This window comes from Actinosynnema sp. CS-041913, assembly GCF_050942485.1.
GTDB lineage: Bacteria > Actinomycetota > Actinomycetes > Mycobacteriales > Pseudonocardiaceae > Actinosynnema.
The window spans coordinates 5,158,000-5,176,210 of the sequence record NZ_CP192037.1 but is presented as its reverse complement, the minus strand read 5'-3'; the positions used below and the strand labels follow the sequence as shown (position 1 = coordinate 5,176,210).

General features: G+C 74.0%; 7 protein-coding genes. 4 read left to right on the top strand and 3 right to left on the bottom strand.

All coding sequences use genetic code 11. From position 1 onward, the window contains the following. Positions 1-74: 74 nt before the first annotated feature. Positions 75-6,092, bottom strand: coding sequence for an RHS repeat domain-containing protein (locus ACQPZF_RS23690; RefSeq protein ID WP_433260269.1), 6,018 nt, complete (start codon positions 6,090-6,092; stop codon positions 75-77). Positions 6,093-6,273: 181 nt separating this feature from the next. Then, positions 6,274-9,510 carry a LamG domain-containing protein gene (locus tag ACQPZF_RS23685; protein ID WP_433260267.1) on the bottom strand — a complete coding sequence of 1,079 codons (3,237 nt, stop codon included), beginning with the start codon at positions 9,508-9,510 and terminating at the stop codon, positions 6,274-6,276. A gap of 145 nt (positions 9,511-9,655) precedes the next feature. On the opposite strand from ACQPZF_RS23685, the gene ACQPZF_RS23680 reads away from it, so the two are divergent. Both ACQPZF_RS23680 and ACQPZF_RS23675 read left to right on the top strand, forming a co-directional pair. After that, a complete protein-coding gene (locus tag ACQPZF_RS23680; protein ID WP_433260265.1) occupies positions 9,656-12,613 on the top strand; it encodes an AfsR/SARP family transcriptional regulator in 2,958 nt (985 codons plus the stop codon). 28 nt (positions 12,614-12,641) lie between these two features. Beyond that, entirely contained in the window at positions 12,642-13,658 is a 1,017-nt protein-coding gene (locus ACQPZF_RS23675) for a glycosyltransferase (protein ID WP_433260263.1), read from the top strand. 115 nt (positions 13,659-13,773) lie between these two features. Here ACQPZF_RS23675 and ACQPZF_RS23670 read toward each other — a convergent pair whose 3' ends face one another. Beyond that, positions 13,774-17,457, bottom strand: coding sequence for a BTAD domain-containing putative transcriptional regulator (locus ACQPZF_RS23670; RefSeq protein WP_433260261.1), 3,684 nt, complete (start codon positions 17,455-17,457; stop codon positions 13,774-13,776). A gap of 208 nt (positions 17,458-17,665) precedes the next feature. On the opposite strand from ACQPZF_RS23670, the gene ACQPZF_RS23665 reads away from it, so the two are divergent. Continuing rightward, on the top strand, positions 17,666-18,022 hold the full coding sequence (locus tag ACQPZF_RS23665; RefSeq protein WP_433260259.1) for a hypothetical protein: 357 nt from the start codon (positions 17,666-17,668) through the stop codon (positions 18,020-18,022). Continuing rightward, positions 18,019-18,186 (top strand): hypothetical protein, encoded by a 168-nt coding sequence (locus tag ACQPZF_RS23660; protein WP_433260258.1) that lies wholly within the window; start codon positions 18,019-18,021, stop codon positions 18,184-18,186. The genes ACQPZF_RS23665 and ACQPZF_RS23660 overlap by 4 nt, the downstream gene beginning before the upstream one ends. Positions 18,187-18,211 lie beyond the last annotated feature (25 nt).

Genomic DNA, 18,211 nt, shown 5'->3' with positions numbered 1-18,211 from the left:
CGCCAGGCCGGGTCGTCCCGTCCGGCAGGACAGCACAACCCGGCCTGGCGCCGATCACCTCGCCCCGGCGTCGGTCATCTCGGCCCGGACTGCCTCCCGCCGACGTCACGGCCGTCGCTCACGCCGCCCAACCCGCGTGGCGAGCCGCCGCCCCCGGTGCGGTCCTCCGGGATACCGCCGCCGACCGGCGGGCCGTCGGGGGTCGGTTGCGGCCGGTCCTGCCTGCTCGGCGCGGGGATCGACGGCGCCGCCGGGATGGCGTGGCCCTTGATCTTCTTCGACGACTTGCGCAGGCCCCTGCCCAGCCAGACCCCGAAGTCGAACGCGGTGCCCGCGACCCACTTGTTCGCCGCCTTGTTCGCCCCTTCGAGCGGACCGATGGCCGCGGTGCACATGTCCTTCCCGTCCTTCAGCAGCGAACAGGCCCCTTTGGCGACGCCGAACCCCCAGTTCGAGTAGTGGCCCGCGAAGTCGGTGATCTTCGTCCGGACCTCCTGCTGCTTCGCCTTCCGGCGCAGGTCGTCCGGCCACGCGCCCTCCGTCGAGCGGTTGCCGGCGGACTTCGCCCGGCGTGCCTTGACCGCCGCGGCGACGGCGGCGGCTTTCCCGGCGGCGCGCTTGGCCGCCTTGATCGCCTTGATCCGCTGGACGTGACGGGCCAGCGCCGCCCGGCGCGCGGCCTCGATCCGGGCCTGCTTGATCCGCTTCACCAGCCTGGCCGCGGCGGCGACGATCATGCCCCACCACTTCCCGGTCGGGTCGCTGAAGCTGACCGGGCTGTTGTTGGCGTATGCGTAGGCGTGTAGCTGCTGCGGGTTGTCCGGGTCGGCGATCGGGTCGACCGACGTGAACCGCCCGGTGTCCGCGTCGTACTGGCGCACGCCGACGTTGGTCAGCCCGCCGGGCTCCTCCGCGCCGAACTGGAAGCCGTAGCCGTTGGGCCACGCGGTGGACTGGCCGCGCATCTCCCCGAACGGCGTCTGCCGCCGCTGGGTGACCTCCTGGCTCCGCTCGTCGATCGCCACCTGCGCGGTGCCCTGCTGGTCGGTCACCAGCCACGTCACGCCGGCGGCCGTGCGCTGGGCGACGATCGACTCCCCGTACTCGTAGAACCGGGTCCAGTCCACCTTCCCGCTCGCCTTGTCGAACCGGACCTGCAGGTCCGACAGGAACAGCGTCGTGCCCTTGGCGTCGGAACGGAGCAGGCGGTTGCCCTCGCTGTCGTCCACATAGGACGCCGTGCCGTTCGCGTCGGTCGCCGAGACCACGTTGCCCTCGACGTCCCAGGCCAGGGTCTGCTCCCCGGCCGCGCCGGGACGCCTGGTGGTGTTGCCGGTCTCGTCGTACTCGTAGGCCGCGGTGCGGGTTCCGGAGTTGTCCGTGGTCGTCGTCCCGGTCACGGCGTGCGGCCGGGCGGCCTTCGCGGGCGGGTAGCTGTACTTCGTCTCCACGTCTCCCTTCGGGGTCGCGTGCCGGACCCGGCTGGTGCGGTTGCCGATCGCGTCGTAGCGGAAGCTCTGCCAGTACGGCGCGGGTCCGCCGAGCGCGGCGCCCGTCGGCGGCGGGGCGCAGTCGCCGGACGCGGGCGTCCACGACTCGGTCATCCGGCGCAGGTGGTCGTAGCCGAAGCACTGCGTGTCGACCGGCCGGTCCGCGGCCACGTCCGCGATCTTGGTGATGTTGCCCGCCTGGTCGTAGGTCTGCCGCACGTCGGCGATCGTCTGCGTGCCGGTCTCCTTGGTGGTCAGGGTGGCCGACAGCCGCCCGGTCGGCTCGTAGGTGTACTTCGTCTCCACGAGCTTGCCGGTGGGGCCGGTCGCGAACGTGTGCACGCCCGGCTCACCCAGGTTCGTGTACTGGGTGCCCGCCACGTAGGTCGTCTGCGGTCCGGAGCCGACCTTCGACTTGAGCACGGCGGGCTTGGCGAGGTCGTCGTAGCCGTACTCGATCACCTCGACCGGCATGTCGCCGAAACCCGGGTACGTGCTCGTGGCCAGGCTTCCGTCGGCGCGGTAGGTGTTCTTGAACTCGTAGCCGCCGGCGAGCTTGCCCGCCGGGGTGGCGGGGGTCTCCGGGATGGTGATCTTCGTGCCGGTCGGCTGGTAGTGGTTGTCGTAGCCGGTGACCTCGGTGGTGAACGCCTTCCCGTCCTGGTAGCGGATGTTGGCGCCGGCCTGGCCGCGGGCCTTGGTGTCGTAGGTCCACTCGGCCCGTTTGACGCCTCCGGCGCTGCCCTCGAACAGCCCGGTCCGCCGACCCAGCGAGTCGTAGGTGTTGGCCAGCGTGCGGCCCTTCGCGTCGGTCACCGACGTCTCGTCGCCGGCGTCGTTGTAGGTGGTGGTCGTCGTGCCGGCGTCCGGGTCGGTCTCGGAGACCTGGCGGCCACGCAGGTCGTAGCCGTAGGTCCAGGTGTTGCCCACCGGGTCGACGACCGTCTGCACGAGGTTCTTCCTCGTGTAGGTGTACTTCGTGGCGTCGTGGTCGCCGGTCGGCCGGCCGCCCTTGTACTGCCGCAGCTCGACCTTGCGGTCGCGGCCGTCGGTGATGGTGCTCGTCGCGGTGTCGCCGGCCGGCGGTGTGACGTCGATCCGGTCCCCGCCGTACACCGTCGTCGTGCGCGACTGCTCCTTGTCGTAGGACTTGACGACCTCGGACACCGGCCGGTCCGCCGCGTCGTACGCGGTCACCAACTGGTTCGGGATACCGTTGTCCCCCAACGCGACGAACAGGTTCGGCCCCGGTGCGCCGCTGGTCGGGTAGGCGGCGTTGGCCTTGGCCACGCGGCCCGCCGAGTCGTAGCCGATGTCGGTGACGATCCGGCCGGCGGGTCCGGGGCGCTGCGTCTGCCGGGCCCGCAGGAACCCGTCGTACAGCTCGGTCGACGTCACGTAGCGCACCTCGTCGGGGTGCAGTTCGGCGGTGGTGACCACGGTCGGCCCGTCGGCGCGGAACTGGTAGCCGTGCTTGACGTGCGGCTCGGCCTTCCCCTGCGCCCGACCCGGCTGCCACACCGCGGTCAGCCTGCCCAGCGGGTCGTAGGACCGGCTGGTCACCTTGCCGTTCGGGTCGGTGGTGGACAGCACCGCGTCCTCCCACGCCGGTTCCAGGACGGTGGTCGTGGTGTGGCCGAGATCGTTGGTCTCGGCGGTGCCGGTCACCGGGCCGCCGACCGCCGGGGTGTAGGCGGTGGTGGTCTTGGCGTTGCGGGCGTCCCAGTGCGCCAGGACGCGGCCGTGCACGTCGTAGTCGGAGCGGGAGGTGGTCGTGTAGCCCGGCACACCGCCGGTGAACGAGGAGATCTCCTCGGTGCGGGTCGGATCGCCCTTCACCGGCGCGGCGCCGGGTTCCTTGCCGTCGTAGGAGGTGCGGGTGTCGGAGACGACCTCCTCGTCCTTCGTCGGTTGCCGGTCGCAGGACAGGGCGTAGGTCTGCGACCGCGCCTCGAAGTCGATCAGCCACCGGCCGGTGTCCCGCGCGTAGGTCGTGCGGGTGCACTGGTCGTCGTCGGCCGTCTTCTCGTCGCCGAGGTCGTTCTCCAGCACCGCGAGGCCGTGCTCGTCGTACTCGGTGGCGCTGCGGGTGCGCAGGTGGCCGCGTCCGCCGTCCAGGGCGATCCGGTGCCGGGTGACGCCGTCGTCGACGAACCGCGCGTGCACGGTCCCGCCGCCGGCGGTGCGGGTGGCGGTCGGCGCGGACTGCCAGGGATCGGTGATCTCCCCGGAGATCTCCGCTCCGCCGGGGCCGGCGAAGGTGCGCTTCTCCCGGGGACGGCCCTCCAGCCCCGGCGAGTCCGCGACCGCGCCGCCTTCGGAGTCGGTCACCTGGACCGTCCGCCGGCCGCCGCCGGGCAGCCGGTCGCCGTCCATGCCGCGGAAGTACAGGGTCTCGCCGTGCCGGGCTCCCGGACCGGAGCCCTCGGTGACCTTCAACTTCTGGTAGCCGCGCCAGCCGTTCCAGGTCTTGTGCTTCTCCAGCCCGATGCCGTCGTCGTCGGCCCAGTGCCAGGCCGCGCCGCCGACGTACTCGTAGGCCGTGGTCTGCACGGGCGCGCCGCCGGTGTGGTCCACCTGGGACACCGCGGTGACGACGTACTTGTGGAAGTAGTCGATCTTCGGCTCGGTGTCGCCGGTCCGGGTCCAGTAGGCCGGGTGGCAGCGCAGGGTGTTCGACTCGGGCGCGGCGGGCATCGTGCGGCCGGCCACGCACTCCGGATCGGAGTAGCTCACCACGATCTCGCCGCCGGTCCCGTTGCGGATCCGCTCGACCCGGCGCCACTTCATCGGCGGCGCGGTGTCGGAGTCGGCGTGCACGCGGTTGTCGCGCGGCAGCCCGGCGAAGGTGACCTCGGGCATGCTCAGCGTGCCGCCCACGTGGCCGGTGTGGGTGATGCCGTCGAGCCACAGGCCGGCGCGGGTGTTGTCACCGGGGTCGGGGTAGCTGTGCCGCAGAGTCCACGAGTCGACGGTCCGGCGGCCCGCGCCGTCCGCGACGCTCGTGGTGACCTTGGCCAGGCGCTTGGCGGTCCAGAACGTCGGGCTGCCGACGCGGCACGGGCCGCCCGTGCACTCCAGGTCCCACGGCACGTCCTTCCACGTGGTGGCGTTCTTCGTGCCGCAGTTCGCCTCGCACCGGTCGGCCGGGTCGAACGAGACCCGCGCGGGCACGGCGCCGAACTCCGCGTCGGCGCGGGTGCCGTAGTCGATGCGGGACAGCCAGCCGGAGCGGACGTACTCCGTCGCCTTGGCGGCGTCGGCGTTCCACGCGTACTTGTTGGTCTCCTTGGCGTACCACAGCGACATCGAGTTGTCGTGGGCGTCGACCACGTAGTCGAGGTTCCACCGCCACGCCTGCGTGCACGACGACGCGGCGTGCGTGCCCTTCCGGCACGGTTCGCCGACGTGGTTGCCGAACACCGGGACCGTCCAGGTCGACTCGGTCTGGGCACGCCCGTCGGCCCAGGCGGGGATGCGGTTGCGGCCGAACCAGAACCGGGTGCCCTGCCGGTCGGTGACGACCCAGTGCTCGCCGTCGTCGTCGCCGTTGGCGGCGCCGGTCTTCCGCTCGACCCGCATGCCCGACTCGTGCTTGGCGTGGAAGGTGCCGGTCGTGTCGTCGCGGACGAGTTCGACGGTCTGGCCGCCCAGCGACAGCACCGCGTTGTCGGAGAACCAGCACAGGTCGCCGGTCTTCGTGGTGTTGGTGGCCCCGTTGCCCAGGTCGTCCCCGCACGACCGGTAGGAGCGCTCGATGAAGCCCTCCGAGAACGAGAAGCCCTCACCGACCCACGAGGGCTGGTTGTTGGTGGCGGCGGTCTGGCCGTCCACGGACTGCGCCGAGTAGTCCAGTTCCAGTTGGGGCGAGGGGCCTTCGACGGCCGGCGGCGTCCGCATCCCGTACTGCCAGGAGAAGTCGCCGGCCGACCCGCCGAACTCCCAACTGCCGGACGGCTTCAGCTCGGTGGCCTTGAAGGTCCCGGTGCTGCCCTCGGGCGCGGCGTCCAGCGCCAGCAGGCTGTGCGCCGGCGCTTCGCCGACGAGCTTCGTGCCGTCGTTGGACGAGCGCAGCGGCGTTCCCGCGCACTCCGGTTTGTCCGGAGTGGACAGTGCGCAGTCCGGCAACCGCAGCAGCCGCAACCGGTTGCCGTAGTCCGCGCCGAACGCGGAGCGGAACCCCGAGTAGTCGACGGTGACCGAGACCGAGGTCCGCGCGGCACGGCTGTCCCGGCCGCCGGCGGGTGCGAGCCGCAGCACGACCGCCCAGCCGCCGCGCTCGGCCTCGGTCCGGCTGAGGACTTCGACGTCGACGGTGGCCGGCTGGTCCGCCGGCCCCGCGACGGAGGCGACCGCCACCGGCAGCGTGCCCGCCTTGGCCGCGCCCGCGTCGAGTCCCGCGACGACCTTGCCCGGTGACGGCCAGACCGGCGCGGGGACCGGCCGGCGTGCCGCCTCGTCGTCCGGGTCGGGCGTGTAGGGCAGTGCCTGCGCGTCCCCGCCCTCCACCAGGGGGTGTTGCTGGGCTTGGAGCCGTTGGTATTCCGCCGCTTGCCCGGCGCCCGCCACGCCGACGGCGAGCCCGGCCACGAGCACCGGCACGAGGCCGAGTGTCGTTGCGGCGCGGAGGGTTGACGACCACGGTCTGCGCATCACGCGTCCCTTTTCTGTCCGGAGCGAGGGTGGGTCACTCGTGGTGGAGCGACGCCGAGGGGTCGGTCACTCGTGGTGGAGCGACGTCGAGATGTCGGTCACTCGTGGTGGAGCGGTGCCGGGGTGTCGGTCACTCGTGGTAGAGCGACACGATGTCGAGTTCGGTGGGCACGCCGGCCAGGATTCGCACGTCGTCCACGCCGCCGTACCACCGGTCGGACGGCGCGCCGTTCCACTTGCCGCGCCCGATGGTCACGCCGCCCGGCGCGTCCCACGAGGACGGCGCGCTCACCGTCGAGTCCAGTTGGCCGTCGACGTACAGCTTGACCTGCTTCGCGCCGGGGTCGTGCACGCCGACCAGGTGCACCCACGTGCCCGGCACGGCCTCGCGCTGCGAGTACGCCCGGTGCTGAGCCGGGTTGTCCACATCGGACCCGGTGACGGCGAACGCCCACTTGCGGCTGGTCGCCGAGTACTGGAGGAAGAACGGGCTCACCCGCGTGCCGTCCGCCGCGACCGCCGCCTGCCAGCCCGCCGTGTGCGCTTCGATCCGCACCCAGGCCGCCACGGCGAACCCGGTGGTGCTGCGCACGACCGGGCCGGCCGTCGTGCCCGCGATGCCGCCGGTGGCGAGCGAGCTGCCGGTCCCGTCGTGTCCGGCCGCGCGCCCCCAGCCCGGATGGGTTCCGCCGGGGAACGTGACCGACCGCCCGAACCCGGAGGAGTCCGTCATGGTGACCCCGGACGGCTCGTCGAACCGCCAGTCGCCCACGGTCGTCAGCTCGTTCGCCAGTTCGGTGACCTCGCTGAGGTAGATCCGGCGGTCCCACACCCGGACGTCGGCCAGCTCGCCCAGCCACGACGCCGCCGCGCCCCCGCCGGCCTGGCCGCGGCCGATGACCAGCGGTCCGGTGGCGGGCCACGCGTCGACCGGCGCGACCTTCTCCGCCGCCTTGCGGCCGTCCACGTACAGGGTGAGCTTCCGGGTCGCGGTGTCGTAGGTGCCCGCCAGGTGCGTCCACACCCCGACGCGGGGCGGTTCCGGCGCGGTCACGACGGTGGCGGCGGTTCCGTCGGTGTCGCTGTGCGGCATCGAGAAGGCCCACCGGTCGCCCGTCTGCTGGAGGGCGAAGCCGCCCACTCGGCTGCCTTCCTGGGTGACCGCGGTGCGGGTCTGGCCGGTCCCGGTCGACCGGACCCACGCCGCGACGCTGAAACTCTGCGCGGTGTCGACCGCGGCGGTCGCGGTGGCGGCGGAGCCCCCGGACAGGCCCAGCGCGGTGGGGCCGCCGACGAGCCGGCCCGGCACGCCGAGCGTGCCCGCGGTCAGGGTGGCCGCCCGCCCGTTGCCGGACGAGTCGGCGAGCGCGGCGCCGCCCGCCTCGGCGAGGCTCCAGCGGCCGACCGGCGGCCTGCCCGAGCCGACCCGGAAGTCGTGCCGCGCGGTGTCGGACTGGTTGCCCGCGCGGTCGACCGAGCGGACGTAGACGGTGTTGGAGCCGCGCCACTCCGGGGTGACGCCCGCCGTCGCCGCACCGCCCAGGGTCGTGGCGGGCACGAACTCGGCCGGTGGGTCGGCGATGCCGACGAGGTACCCGGCCACGTCGGTGACGCCCGCCGCGGTGAACGTGAAGTCGCCGCTCACCCCGACACCGCCGTGGATCGCGCCGTCGGACGGGTAGCGCCCGTCGGCCGTGTCGATCCCCGGCGGCGCGGCCGGCCGGGTCACGTCGACGACGAACTCGCAGAAGTCGGACTTCGCGCCGGCGTCGATGCCGTCGTTGGACTGGCTGTGGAAGGCGAACAGCTTCCCGTCGCCCAGCGCCTGCGGTATGCGGTGCTGCGCGACCGCGCCTTCGGGGATGTTCGGCAGCGGCGTCGAGTGCCAGGTGAGGAACTGCCCGCCGGAGGAGGCGCGCTCGCCGTAGGCGAACCACGTCTCGTGCACCTGCCCGTCCTCGTCGCGCGGCCTGGCCCGCAGGGTGGGCGTCGTCGTGCCCACGTACACCGGGGCGGCCGTGCAGGGCCTGCCTTCGACGCTGAGCAGGTCGGGCGCCTTCGGGTAGGAGTTGTACTCGACCGAGAGCGCGGTCCGGTTCTCGTCGAACTTCTTCCAGCCCGCGTTGATCCGGCCCTCGTCGCCCGCGCGCAGGCCGAGGGTGAGGGTGCCCCAGCCGGTGGCGTCCTGCGCGGCGGCGGTGACCTTGTCGCCGCCCCACTCGCTGTACCGGCCGGTGTCGTGGCAGTCGCTGTTGAGCGCGCCGCCCAGGTACCTGGTCCACGAGCCGTTGTGGTTGGCCCAGGTGGTCGCTGGGTCGACGGAGTTGACCACGTACAGGTCCGTCCAACTGTCGGCGCACGAGTAGGTGTGCTTGAGGTAGGAGCTGAACCACGCGCGCAGCACGTGCTTGCCCTGCAACGCGCCCATCGGGAAGGTCCAGATCGAGCGGTAGCGCTCCCACCCGTCGCCCGCCTGCTCGACGTAGCCGACCTTCGCGTTCTGCGCGCGGTCGTGGCTCCAGTAGGACTGGTCGGGGTGCCGTTCGTTGATCATGGTCCAGTTCGCCGCCTGGACCGTGGTGACCGGTGCGACGACCAGCGGGTAGACCGCGTCCGGCGGTGGGGCGGACTGCACTGCCAGGCTGTCGGTGCCGACTTCCAGAGCCGTCGCCGTTCCGCCGGCGCCACCCGAGCGGAAGACCTCGGCGCCGTCCGGGGCGACGGCCACCGACGTGCCGGCGGGTCCGGGCCGCAGCGACAGGCCGCGGGTCGTGGTGCGGAACGTGATCCGGCGCAGCGCGGGATTCGCCGCTGCGGCGGCGTTCTTGACCACGAGGGCGGTGTCGAACCCGTCCACGGCCAGCCGTGCGGTGAGATCCACTCCCGGCAGCACTTCCGGGTAGGTGGCGGTGTCCCCGGACAGGACCGGCGCGGGTAGCGGACCCGGCCACGCCAGCGACAGCTCGGCGGAGCCGGCCGCTGCGGAGACCAGCGGGCCGTGGCCGCCGCCGGACAGCCGTGCCGCCAGCGGGGACGCCGTGGCGGACACGGTTCCGTCGTCCGCCCGGCGCAGCGCGGTGTCCACCGGAACCCAGCCGCCGTCGGCGCGTCGTACTCGCACCGGCTGCGCGTTGACCACCGCGGTGAGCGACCCGGACGGGTTCGCGAACACCTGTGTGGTCGGCGACCGCAGCCCGGCCACCTCGACCTGCCGACCGAACCGGCGGGCGGCGGCCGACGCGGACGCGTTGTCCGGCTGCTCTGTCGGCGCTGCCAGTGCGGGCGGGGATGCCGTCAGCACTCCCGCGAGCAAGGCGACCGCCGCGCCGAACCGAACCCACGCCTTCGTGCGCTCCCGCACAGCCATCGCCATTCCCCCGTACCGGTGCACCGCACGACCCGTCACCGCGAATGCTGCGGGGGACAGCGCCGACGGATCGCCGCAGGTTCGTTGAATTCGCAGGCCGAGCCCGCTATACCGATACCCGGGGAGATCGTTCGTCGGGGGGATCATGAAGGCTGCGTTCACACTGCTCGGCGAGGTCGCGGCCCGGGTCGGGGACGCGCTCGTCGACCTGGGTCCGGCGCGCCAACGGACCGTGCTGGCGGTGCTGCTGGTGGACGCGAACGAGCCGGTGCCGGGCGACCGGCTCGCGGACCGCGTGTGGGGCGACCGGCCACCGCACCGTGCCGCGAGCACGCTGCGGACCTATCTGGCCCGGCTGAGGGCGGCGCTCCGGGACGGCGACGGGTGGGCGATCGAGCGCCGTCCGGCGGGTTACGCCCTGCGGTGCGACCCGGACGCCGTGGACCTGCACCGGTTCCGGGACCTGGTCGCACGGGCGCGGGCCGTCGACGACGAGCAGGCCGACCGGGTGTTCGCCGCGGCGTTCGAGCTGTGGCGCGGCGAGCCGTTCGCCGGGCTGGACACGCCGTGGCTGGCCGAGACCCGCCGCCACCTGGAGGCAGACCTGCTCGCCGCCCGGCTCGACCACCACGACGTGCGGCTGAGGCTGGGGCGGCACGCCGATCTGGTGGCAGGGATGGCGGCCCTTGCCGCGGAGCACCCGCAGGACGAGCGGCTGGCGGCGCAGCACATGCTGGCGCTGTACCGCAGCGGTCGGCAGGCCGCCGCACTCGACCGGTACCGGCAGGTCCGGATCGCGCTGGCGGAGGAATTGGGGCTGGACCCCTCCGCGGCGCTCCAGGAACTGTGGCAACGCATGCTGCGCGCGGACCCGGCACTGGACACCACAGCCCGACCGACCGCCGCCCATCCCACCGCGGCGGTCGACACCGCGGCGGTCGACACCGCAGCCAGCTCTACCGCCGCCCGCTCTACCGCCGCCCACCCCACTGCGGCGGTCGACACCGCGGCGGTCGAAACCGAAGCCCGCTCCACCGCGACCCATCCCACCGCGGCCCGTCCCACGGCGGCGGTCGACACCGCGGCCCGTCCCACGACGGAGGCCCGGCGACCGGTGCCGCGGCAGTTGCCGCCCGCGCCGCGTTCGTTCATCGGCCGCGAGGACGAGCTGGGCGAGTTGACCGCCGCGCTCGGGCGCGACGATGCCGGCCTGGTCGTGGTGGCGATCGTCGGAGCCGGGGGAGTGGGCAAGACGTGGCTGGCGCTGCGCTGGGCGCACGACCACCTGGACCGGTTCCCCGACGGCGAGCTGTACGCGAACCTGCGCGGCTTCACCGCGGGCGAACAGCCCGCCCCGCCGGCCTCCGTGGTCCGCGGCTTCCTCGAAGCGCTGGGCGTGGCGCCGTCCGACGTGCCCGCCGACCTGGACGCGCAGACCGCGTTGTACCGCTCACTGCTCGCCGGCAAGCGGATGCTCGTCCTGCTCGACAACGCGCGCGACACCGCCCAGGTCACCGCACTGCTGCCCGGCACGTCGTCCGCCACCGTGCTGGTCACCAGCCGCGACCGGCTCATCGGCCTGCACACCACGCAGAGCGCCCACCCCGTGCCGGTCGGTCTCCTCGACGCCCGTGAAGCGACCCGGCTGCTGGTGGCGCAACTGGGCGAAGACCGGGTGACGGCGGACCGGCACGCCGCGCGCGAGATGGTCGGACTCGCCGCCGGACTGCCGCTCGCGCTGAGCATCCTCGCGGCCCGCGCGCGGACGCGGCCCGGCGCGGGGCTGGCGTGGCTGGTGGACGAACTCCGGGACGCCACCGCGCGGCTCGACGCCCTCGACACCGGCGACCTGACCGCCGACCTGAGGGCCGTGTTCGAGTCTTCGCACGCGGCCCTGCCGGACGCCACCGCGAGGGCGTTCCGACTGCTCGCCGTCGCACCCGGCGCGGACATCTCCGCGGAGGCCGCCGCCGGCCTGCTCGACGAGGAGCCGCGCCGCGCCGGAATCCTGTTGCGGAGCCTGGAGTCGGCGCACCTGGTGCAGCGCGTCCCACCCGGCCGCTACCGGATGCACGACCTCGTGCGCCTGTACGCGACCGAACAGGCCGGCGCGGACGAGGCGGCGGCCGGACTGCGGCGGCTGTGCGACTTCCTCCTGCACTCCGCGCTGGCCGCAGACCGGCTGCTCGACCCGCACCGGCCCGCCATCGACGCCGCCGCCCCGGCCGCCACCACCAGGCCGCACCGACCGGCCGACATCAACGCGGCGGTCCGGTGGCTGCGGGAGGAGCACGCCACCCTGCTCGCCGCCCAGCGCGCCGCGGCCAGTCACGGCCTGCACACCCACGCCTGGCAGCTCGCCTGGGCACTGCACGGCTTCCGCCGCAAACAGGGCTACCACCACGACAACCAGGCGGCGTGGCAGGTGGCGCTGGACTCGGTGAACGCGCTCGGCGACACCACCGGCCAGGCCATGGCACACCGCTGCCTGGGCATCAACCTCGCCCAACTGGGCGAGCACCGCACCGCGCTCACCCACCTCGGGCGGTCGCTCGACCTCGTCGTCGGCAGCGGGGACCTGCTGGGCCAGGCCCACACCCACTACGCGCTCACCCAGAGCCACGACATGCTGGGCAACCTGTCCCAGGCGCTGCACCACGCGGCGGAGACGTGCCGTCTCTACGAGGTGCTCGACAAGCCGGTGGAACGGGCGCACAGCCTGAACGCGCTGGGGTGGTGCCACGCCCGCACCGGCGACCTCCACCAGGCCCGCGAGCACTGTGAACTCTCCCTGGCCCTGCACCGGCGACACGACAGCCCGGTCGGCGCCTCGTCCGCGTTGGACAGCCTCGGCTACATCAGCCACCGGCTGGGCGACCTGGACGTCGCAGCGCGTTGCTACACGGAAGCGTTGGGACTGTACGGCGCGCTCGACATCCCCACCCGACTGGCGGACGTGTTCGAACAACTCGGCACCGTCCAAGCCGCACGTGGTCGCACGGACGAGGCGCGCACGGCCTGGCGGCGCGCACTCGACCTCTTCCGCGCCCAGCAGAGGCACCTGGAGGCACAACGGGTCGAGCAACTCCTGCACGCCGGTTAGCTCGTCCGCTACGCGTAGATTCGTCGGCATGCGCGTCCTGTTCGCCAGTCTGGCGTCCGTCGGCCACACCTACCCGCTGATCCCGCTCGCGATCGCAGCCCGGGACGCCGGGCACGAGGTGCACTTCGCCGTCGGCGAGGAGGTGCACGCACCGCTCGCCGCGAACGGACTGCGGCCCTTCCGCCCCGCGGATTCGTTCTACGAGGTGTACGCCGAAGACCTGGAGCCCGAACTGGCCCGGTTGCGGCCCGATCTCGTCGTCCACGGATGGGGTGTGCCGGGGGCGGCCGTCGCCGCGCACCGGGCCGGGATTCCCGGTCTCTGGCACGGTTTCGGCCGGTTGTTCCCGGACGGGATCGGTCTCGAACTGCCGACGGGGAACGCCGGTGCGCCCGGTCGACCGCACCTCGACATCTGCCCGCCTTCGTTGCAGGACGAGGACTTCGTCGCGACCCAGGAACGGATCGAGCTGCGTCCCGTCCGGTACTCCGCACCGGCCGCGCTACCCGACCGGGTCGGCCGTGGCGATTCGAGGCCGCTGATCTACCTGACGTTGGGCACCGCGTTCGGCACTCCGGAGTTGTTCACCACCGCGATCAAGGGGTTGGCAACGCTGGACGCGCACGTGGTCGTCGCCACCGGCCGCGTGCGCCCGGAGCAAGTCGGCGACGTGCCCGACAACGTCACCGTGGACAGTTGGGTCTCCCAGGCGGACCTGTTGCCGCATGTCGACGTGGTCGTGCACCACGGCGGCAGCGGCACCACCCTCGGTGCGCTCACCGTCGGCGCTCCGCAGCTCATCCTGCCGCAGGGGGCCGACCAGTTCGCCAACGCCGCCGCGCTCAGCGCCGCGGGCGCCGCGCTGTGCCTGCCCCCCGAGGAGGTGAGCGCGGACGCGATCGCCGACCACACCCGCAAGCTGTTGCCGCGCACCGGCGACACCGGCCACCGCGACGCCGCCCGCGCGATCGCGGAGGAGATCGCCCGCATGCCGTCTCCGGACGAGGTCGCCCGCCGACTGCCGGACTACGCCGAGCGTGCCTGAACCGCACCACGCCGATTGCTTGGACCGCGCGACGCCAAGCGATCGAACCGCGCCACGCCGATCCACCGGGTCCGAAGGCAACGGCAACGGTCACGGTCCGACGGCCGCACCCGGCTCAGGGGGTGAGCAGCCCGTTCTTCCGGACGTGTTCGGCGATCCCCGCGCGCGAGTCGGTGTGCAGCTTGTCCGCCAGCCTCGCCACGTGCGACTGCACGGTCCGCCTCGGCAGGGCCAACTCCTCCGCGATGTCCGGGTTGGACAGGCCCGCCGCGACCAGTCGGGCGATGCGAACCTCCAACGGCGACAACGCCTGCCACCCGGTCCGCGCCTGCCACTCGGACCGCGCCGGTCCGGGGCGGGCCCACGCGGTGCGGCGGGTGCCCGTGGTGCGGCGGCGGTTCTCCGCGCGCTGGACGTCCCAGCGGGCGGACAGCTTGCCGAACAGCTCCACGGCCTCGGTGAAGGCGGACGACGCCTCCTCGGCGCGGTCGGCGGCGGCCAGCAGCACACCGGCGTCCTCCAGCGCCGACGCGCACTCCACCATGCGACCGACCTGGCGGTAGTGGTCGGCGACGGCCAGCACCGGGGCCGGGTCGCCGGACACCAGGCCGCGGCAGTGCGCGGCGGCGGCGGACGCCCGCGCCGGCAGGACCTCCTTCGCCGCCTCCTCCTCGCACACGGCGACCGCTTCGTGGGCCGTCGCGTGGTCGCCGACGGCGAGCGCGAGCCGGGCCACGTAGGGCAGCCACTGGTGGCGCAGCATCATCCGCGCGTAGTCCGGGCGCAGGATCGGCGCGAGCCGGGCGACCGCCTCCTCCACGGCCCCGCGCTGCTCGGCCGCCACTGCCACCGCGACCAGGTGGAAATCACAGCTCTCCCGCTCCGAACCGGTGGCGGGCGAGTGCGCCGCGGCGGCGTCCAGGTGCGCCGCGGCGGTGACCCGGTCGTTGCGGCGACCGGCGATGAGCGCCGCCACGCCGTGCAGCAGCAGCGCGGCCGGCCCCGGTTCGCGCAGGCCGAAGAACGTGATGGACGGCCCGTCCTCGGTCACGGCGTCCAACTCGGCCAGCGCCTCGTCCCAGCGGCCGGTCCAGTAGTGGTGCACCGCGGCCGACACCTGGAGGCCGGTCGGCAGGTGGTGGCGGGCGGCCACCACGCGGGCCGTGCGCAGCGCGTCCTCGGCGTCGGCGAGGCGGTCCAGGTTCTGGAGGGTGAACACCCGGTTGTCCAACAGGTCGAACCGCAGCTCGGCGAGGTCGGGCCGGTCGCCGACGACGGCCAGCGCGTCGTCCACGTGGCGCAGCGCCACCTCGTGGTCGCGCCGGATGGAGTTCACCAGCCACAGCGTCTGCGACGCGTGCGCGGCGGGGTACGGGTGGGACGCGGCGACTGCTTCCGCGTGCGCCCGCACGGCCGTGCGCTCCGCGAGGTCGAGGTCGGCGAGGTCGCCGCGGCGGAAGTCGGCCATCAGCGCCACGTGCCGGATCCGCCACAGCTCCGGCACGTCCGGCGTGTTCAGCGCCTCGCGCAGCAGGGCGATGGCGGTCGCGGTGTCACCGCGGCGGTGCCGCATGGCCGCGCGCAGGTGCCGCATCTCGGCGGCCTCCGCAGGGTCGCCGGTGAGCACCACCGCCCGTTCCGCCTCCGCCTCGGGGTACCGCCCCGCCCGGACCAGCACCTTGACCAGGGTGGCGAGCATGCTCGCCCGCTGCGCCCGGGTCGGCAGGTCGGTGTCGACGGCGCGCCGCAGCAGGTCGGCGGCGATGGACGGCGCGCGGTTGGCCACCGCGACGTGGTTCTCGGCCAGCCAGCGCACCACCCAGCCGTCCACCGGGATCGGGTCGGCCACCAGGTGCTCGGCGATCCGCTCGACCGGCACCCCGACGCCCGCCAGCGCCTCGGCGGCGTGCCGGTGCAGCGCACCGCGCACCGACTCGGGCACGCCCTCGCGCAGCGCCTGCCGCAGGTACGGGTGCCGGAACGCCAGGTCGTCGCCCGCTTCGACCACGACGGTGGCGGCCACCGCCTCGTCCAGCACCCGCACCAGCTCCAGCGGCGACTTCCCGGTCACGGCCGTCAGCTCGGCCACCCGGAACTCCACGCCGAGCAGCGCCGCGAGCCGCAGCACCTCCCGCGTTTCACCGGACAGGAAGTCCAGCGTGCGGTCCACCGCGGCGAGCAGCGAGCGCGGCACCTCCTCGGCGGCGGCCCGGTCGACGTCGGCCACCCCGTCGGCCACCCGCACCCGACGCCCGCGCACCAGGGCGTTCACGACCTCCGTGAGGTAGAGCGGGTTACCCGCGGTGCGGCGGGCCAGGTCACGCAGGGTGGCGCCGGGAGGCGCCCCGACGGCGTGGCCGATCAACGCCTCCGCGTCGGCCGGCGAGAGAGGCCGCAACGGGAGGATGTGCCCGCCGCGTGCCTCGACCCCGCGGCGCACCTGCGCCAGTTCCCGCCGGCCGGGATCGGGGCGGGTCGCGGCCACCAGCAGCAGCGGTAGCTGCCGGGTCGCGGCGGCCAGCCGGTGCCACAGCAGCACGCTGGCGTCGTCCGCCCAGTGCAGGTCGTCGACCACCAGCACCAGCGGCGCGGTCGCGCACGCCTGGTCCACCAGCGCGAGCAGCTCGTCCACCAGCACCGGCACCGGGTCGTCGGTGCCCTGGCCGCGCTGGGCGGGCTCGGCGCGCAGCCGGGCGGCCAGCTCCGCCCGCTGCCGGTCGGGGGAGCCGGGGCGCACGGCGAGGCAGTCCATGATCACCTGGAGCGGGTACCGCCTGCCCAGCTCGTCGGCCGCCGCCCAGGCGACCTGGCAGCCCCGCTCGCCGGCGTCCGCCAGCGCGACGGTGAGCAGCTCGGACTTCCCGATGCCCGCCTCACCCTCGATCCACACGGCGGTGCCGCGCCCGGCGAGCACGTCGGCCACCAGCTCGCGTAGCTGCGCCACCTCCTCGGCCCGGCCGACGAAGGTCCCGCTCGGCTCCCGGACCGCCCGGGCCACCCGCGGCGGCACGCTGAGCAGCTTGCGTGGCCGCGCCGGGGTCCGGGGCCGGCCGGCGAGGATCTCCCGGTGCAGCTCGCGCAACGTCGGTCCGGGCTCGACGCCCTGCTCCGACACGAGCGCGCGGCGCACGTCCTGGAACGCCTCCAGCGCCTCGGCCTGCCGCCCGGAGCGGTGCAGCGCGAGCATCACCAGCTCGCGCAGCGACTCGTGCCACGGGTGCTCGGCGACCAGCTCGGTGAGGTCCGCGACCACCTCGGCGTGCTCGCCCAGCTCCAGCCGGACGCGGGCGTGCTGCTCGGCCACGCCCAGCCGCAGCTCGGCCAGCCGCTGCCGCTCCAGCTCCGCGAACGGGCCGGGCACCCCGGCGTACGCCGCGCCGTGCCACAGCTCCAGCGCGCCGCCGAGCGCCTCCCGGGCCTTCGCCCACCGCCCGGCCGACAGCAGCCGGGTGCCCTCGGCCCGCGCCTGGTCGAACACCTCGGTGTCCACGGCGCCGTCCGCCAGCCGCAGCGAGTACCCGGTGGACCGCGATTCGAGCGCCGCTCGGGCGGGCCCGAGCGCCCGGCGCAGCCCCGACACGTAGGTGTGCAGGCTGCCCACCACGCTCGCGGGCGGCTCGGCCCCCCACACGCCGTCGACCAGCTCGTGCCGGGACACCACCTGGTTGGCCCTCGCCGCGAGCACCGCGAACACCGCCCGTTGGCGGGCCGGCCCGAGGGCCAGCTCGGAGCCGCCGGACCAGGCGCGCACCGGCCCCAGCACACTCACCCGCAGCCCGTCACCAGAAGTGGTCGACATCCGCACCCCCGAGCCTCGCCCTCAGGTACCGGAACACGTACGGCAGCGAAGATTGGTCCAACCTATCGGAAGATCGATCGCGCTCGGCTGCCGGCACCCGGTGGCACGGGCAGCGGTGAGGGTACGGACGGGCAGATCCAGCTTGGGGTCCTTGGCCTCCGGGTGCGCGCGTGGTGGGCTCGGAGGACGCGTGCGGAGGTGCGGTGGTATGCGGTCCGATGGGAACAAGCGCTATCGAGCGCCCGGCACCGCCGGAGAGAGGTTCGCGGGGGATGTCCTCCTGCGCCTGGCCCGGGAAGGATGGCTGGTGATGCCGCCGGAGCAGGCCGAACGCGTTATCGCCGAGCTGGAGTGGACGCTCAAGCTGGTCCGCGCGCGGATGCGCCGGGCGGAGCTGTCCCGCAAGCTGCGCGACGTCGCCGGCGGCGACATCGACCCCGCCGTCGACCGCCTGGCGTTCGACGCGGCGTTCGACGGGCTGGTCGCGTCCGGCGCCTGGGAGCAGGCGCTGGACGAGCTGCCCAAGTACATCGAGGCGTTCCGGATAGCGGCGGGTGGGCGGTGACCAGGACCGAGTTGTGCCTGCTCGACCTCGTCGGCGAGCTGACCGCCGCCCACGAGGAGCGCTGTCAGGCCGTCGCCGACCTCGACGCCGAGACCGCCCGGCTGCTGGCCGCGTGGATCGACGCGCTGCTGGACGAGTGGAACCGCCGCGGCCGGCGCGGCTGAGGAGTCCCGACGCGCTGTCGGCCGA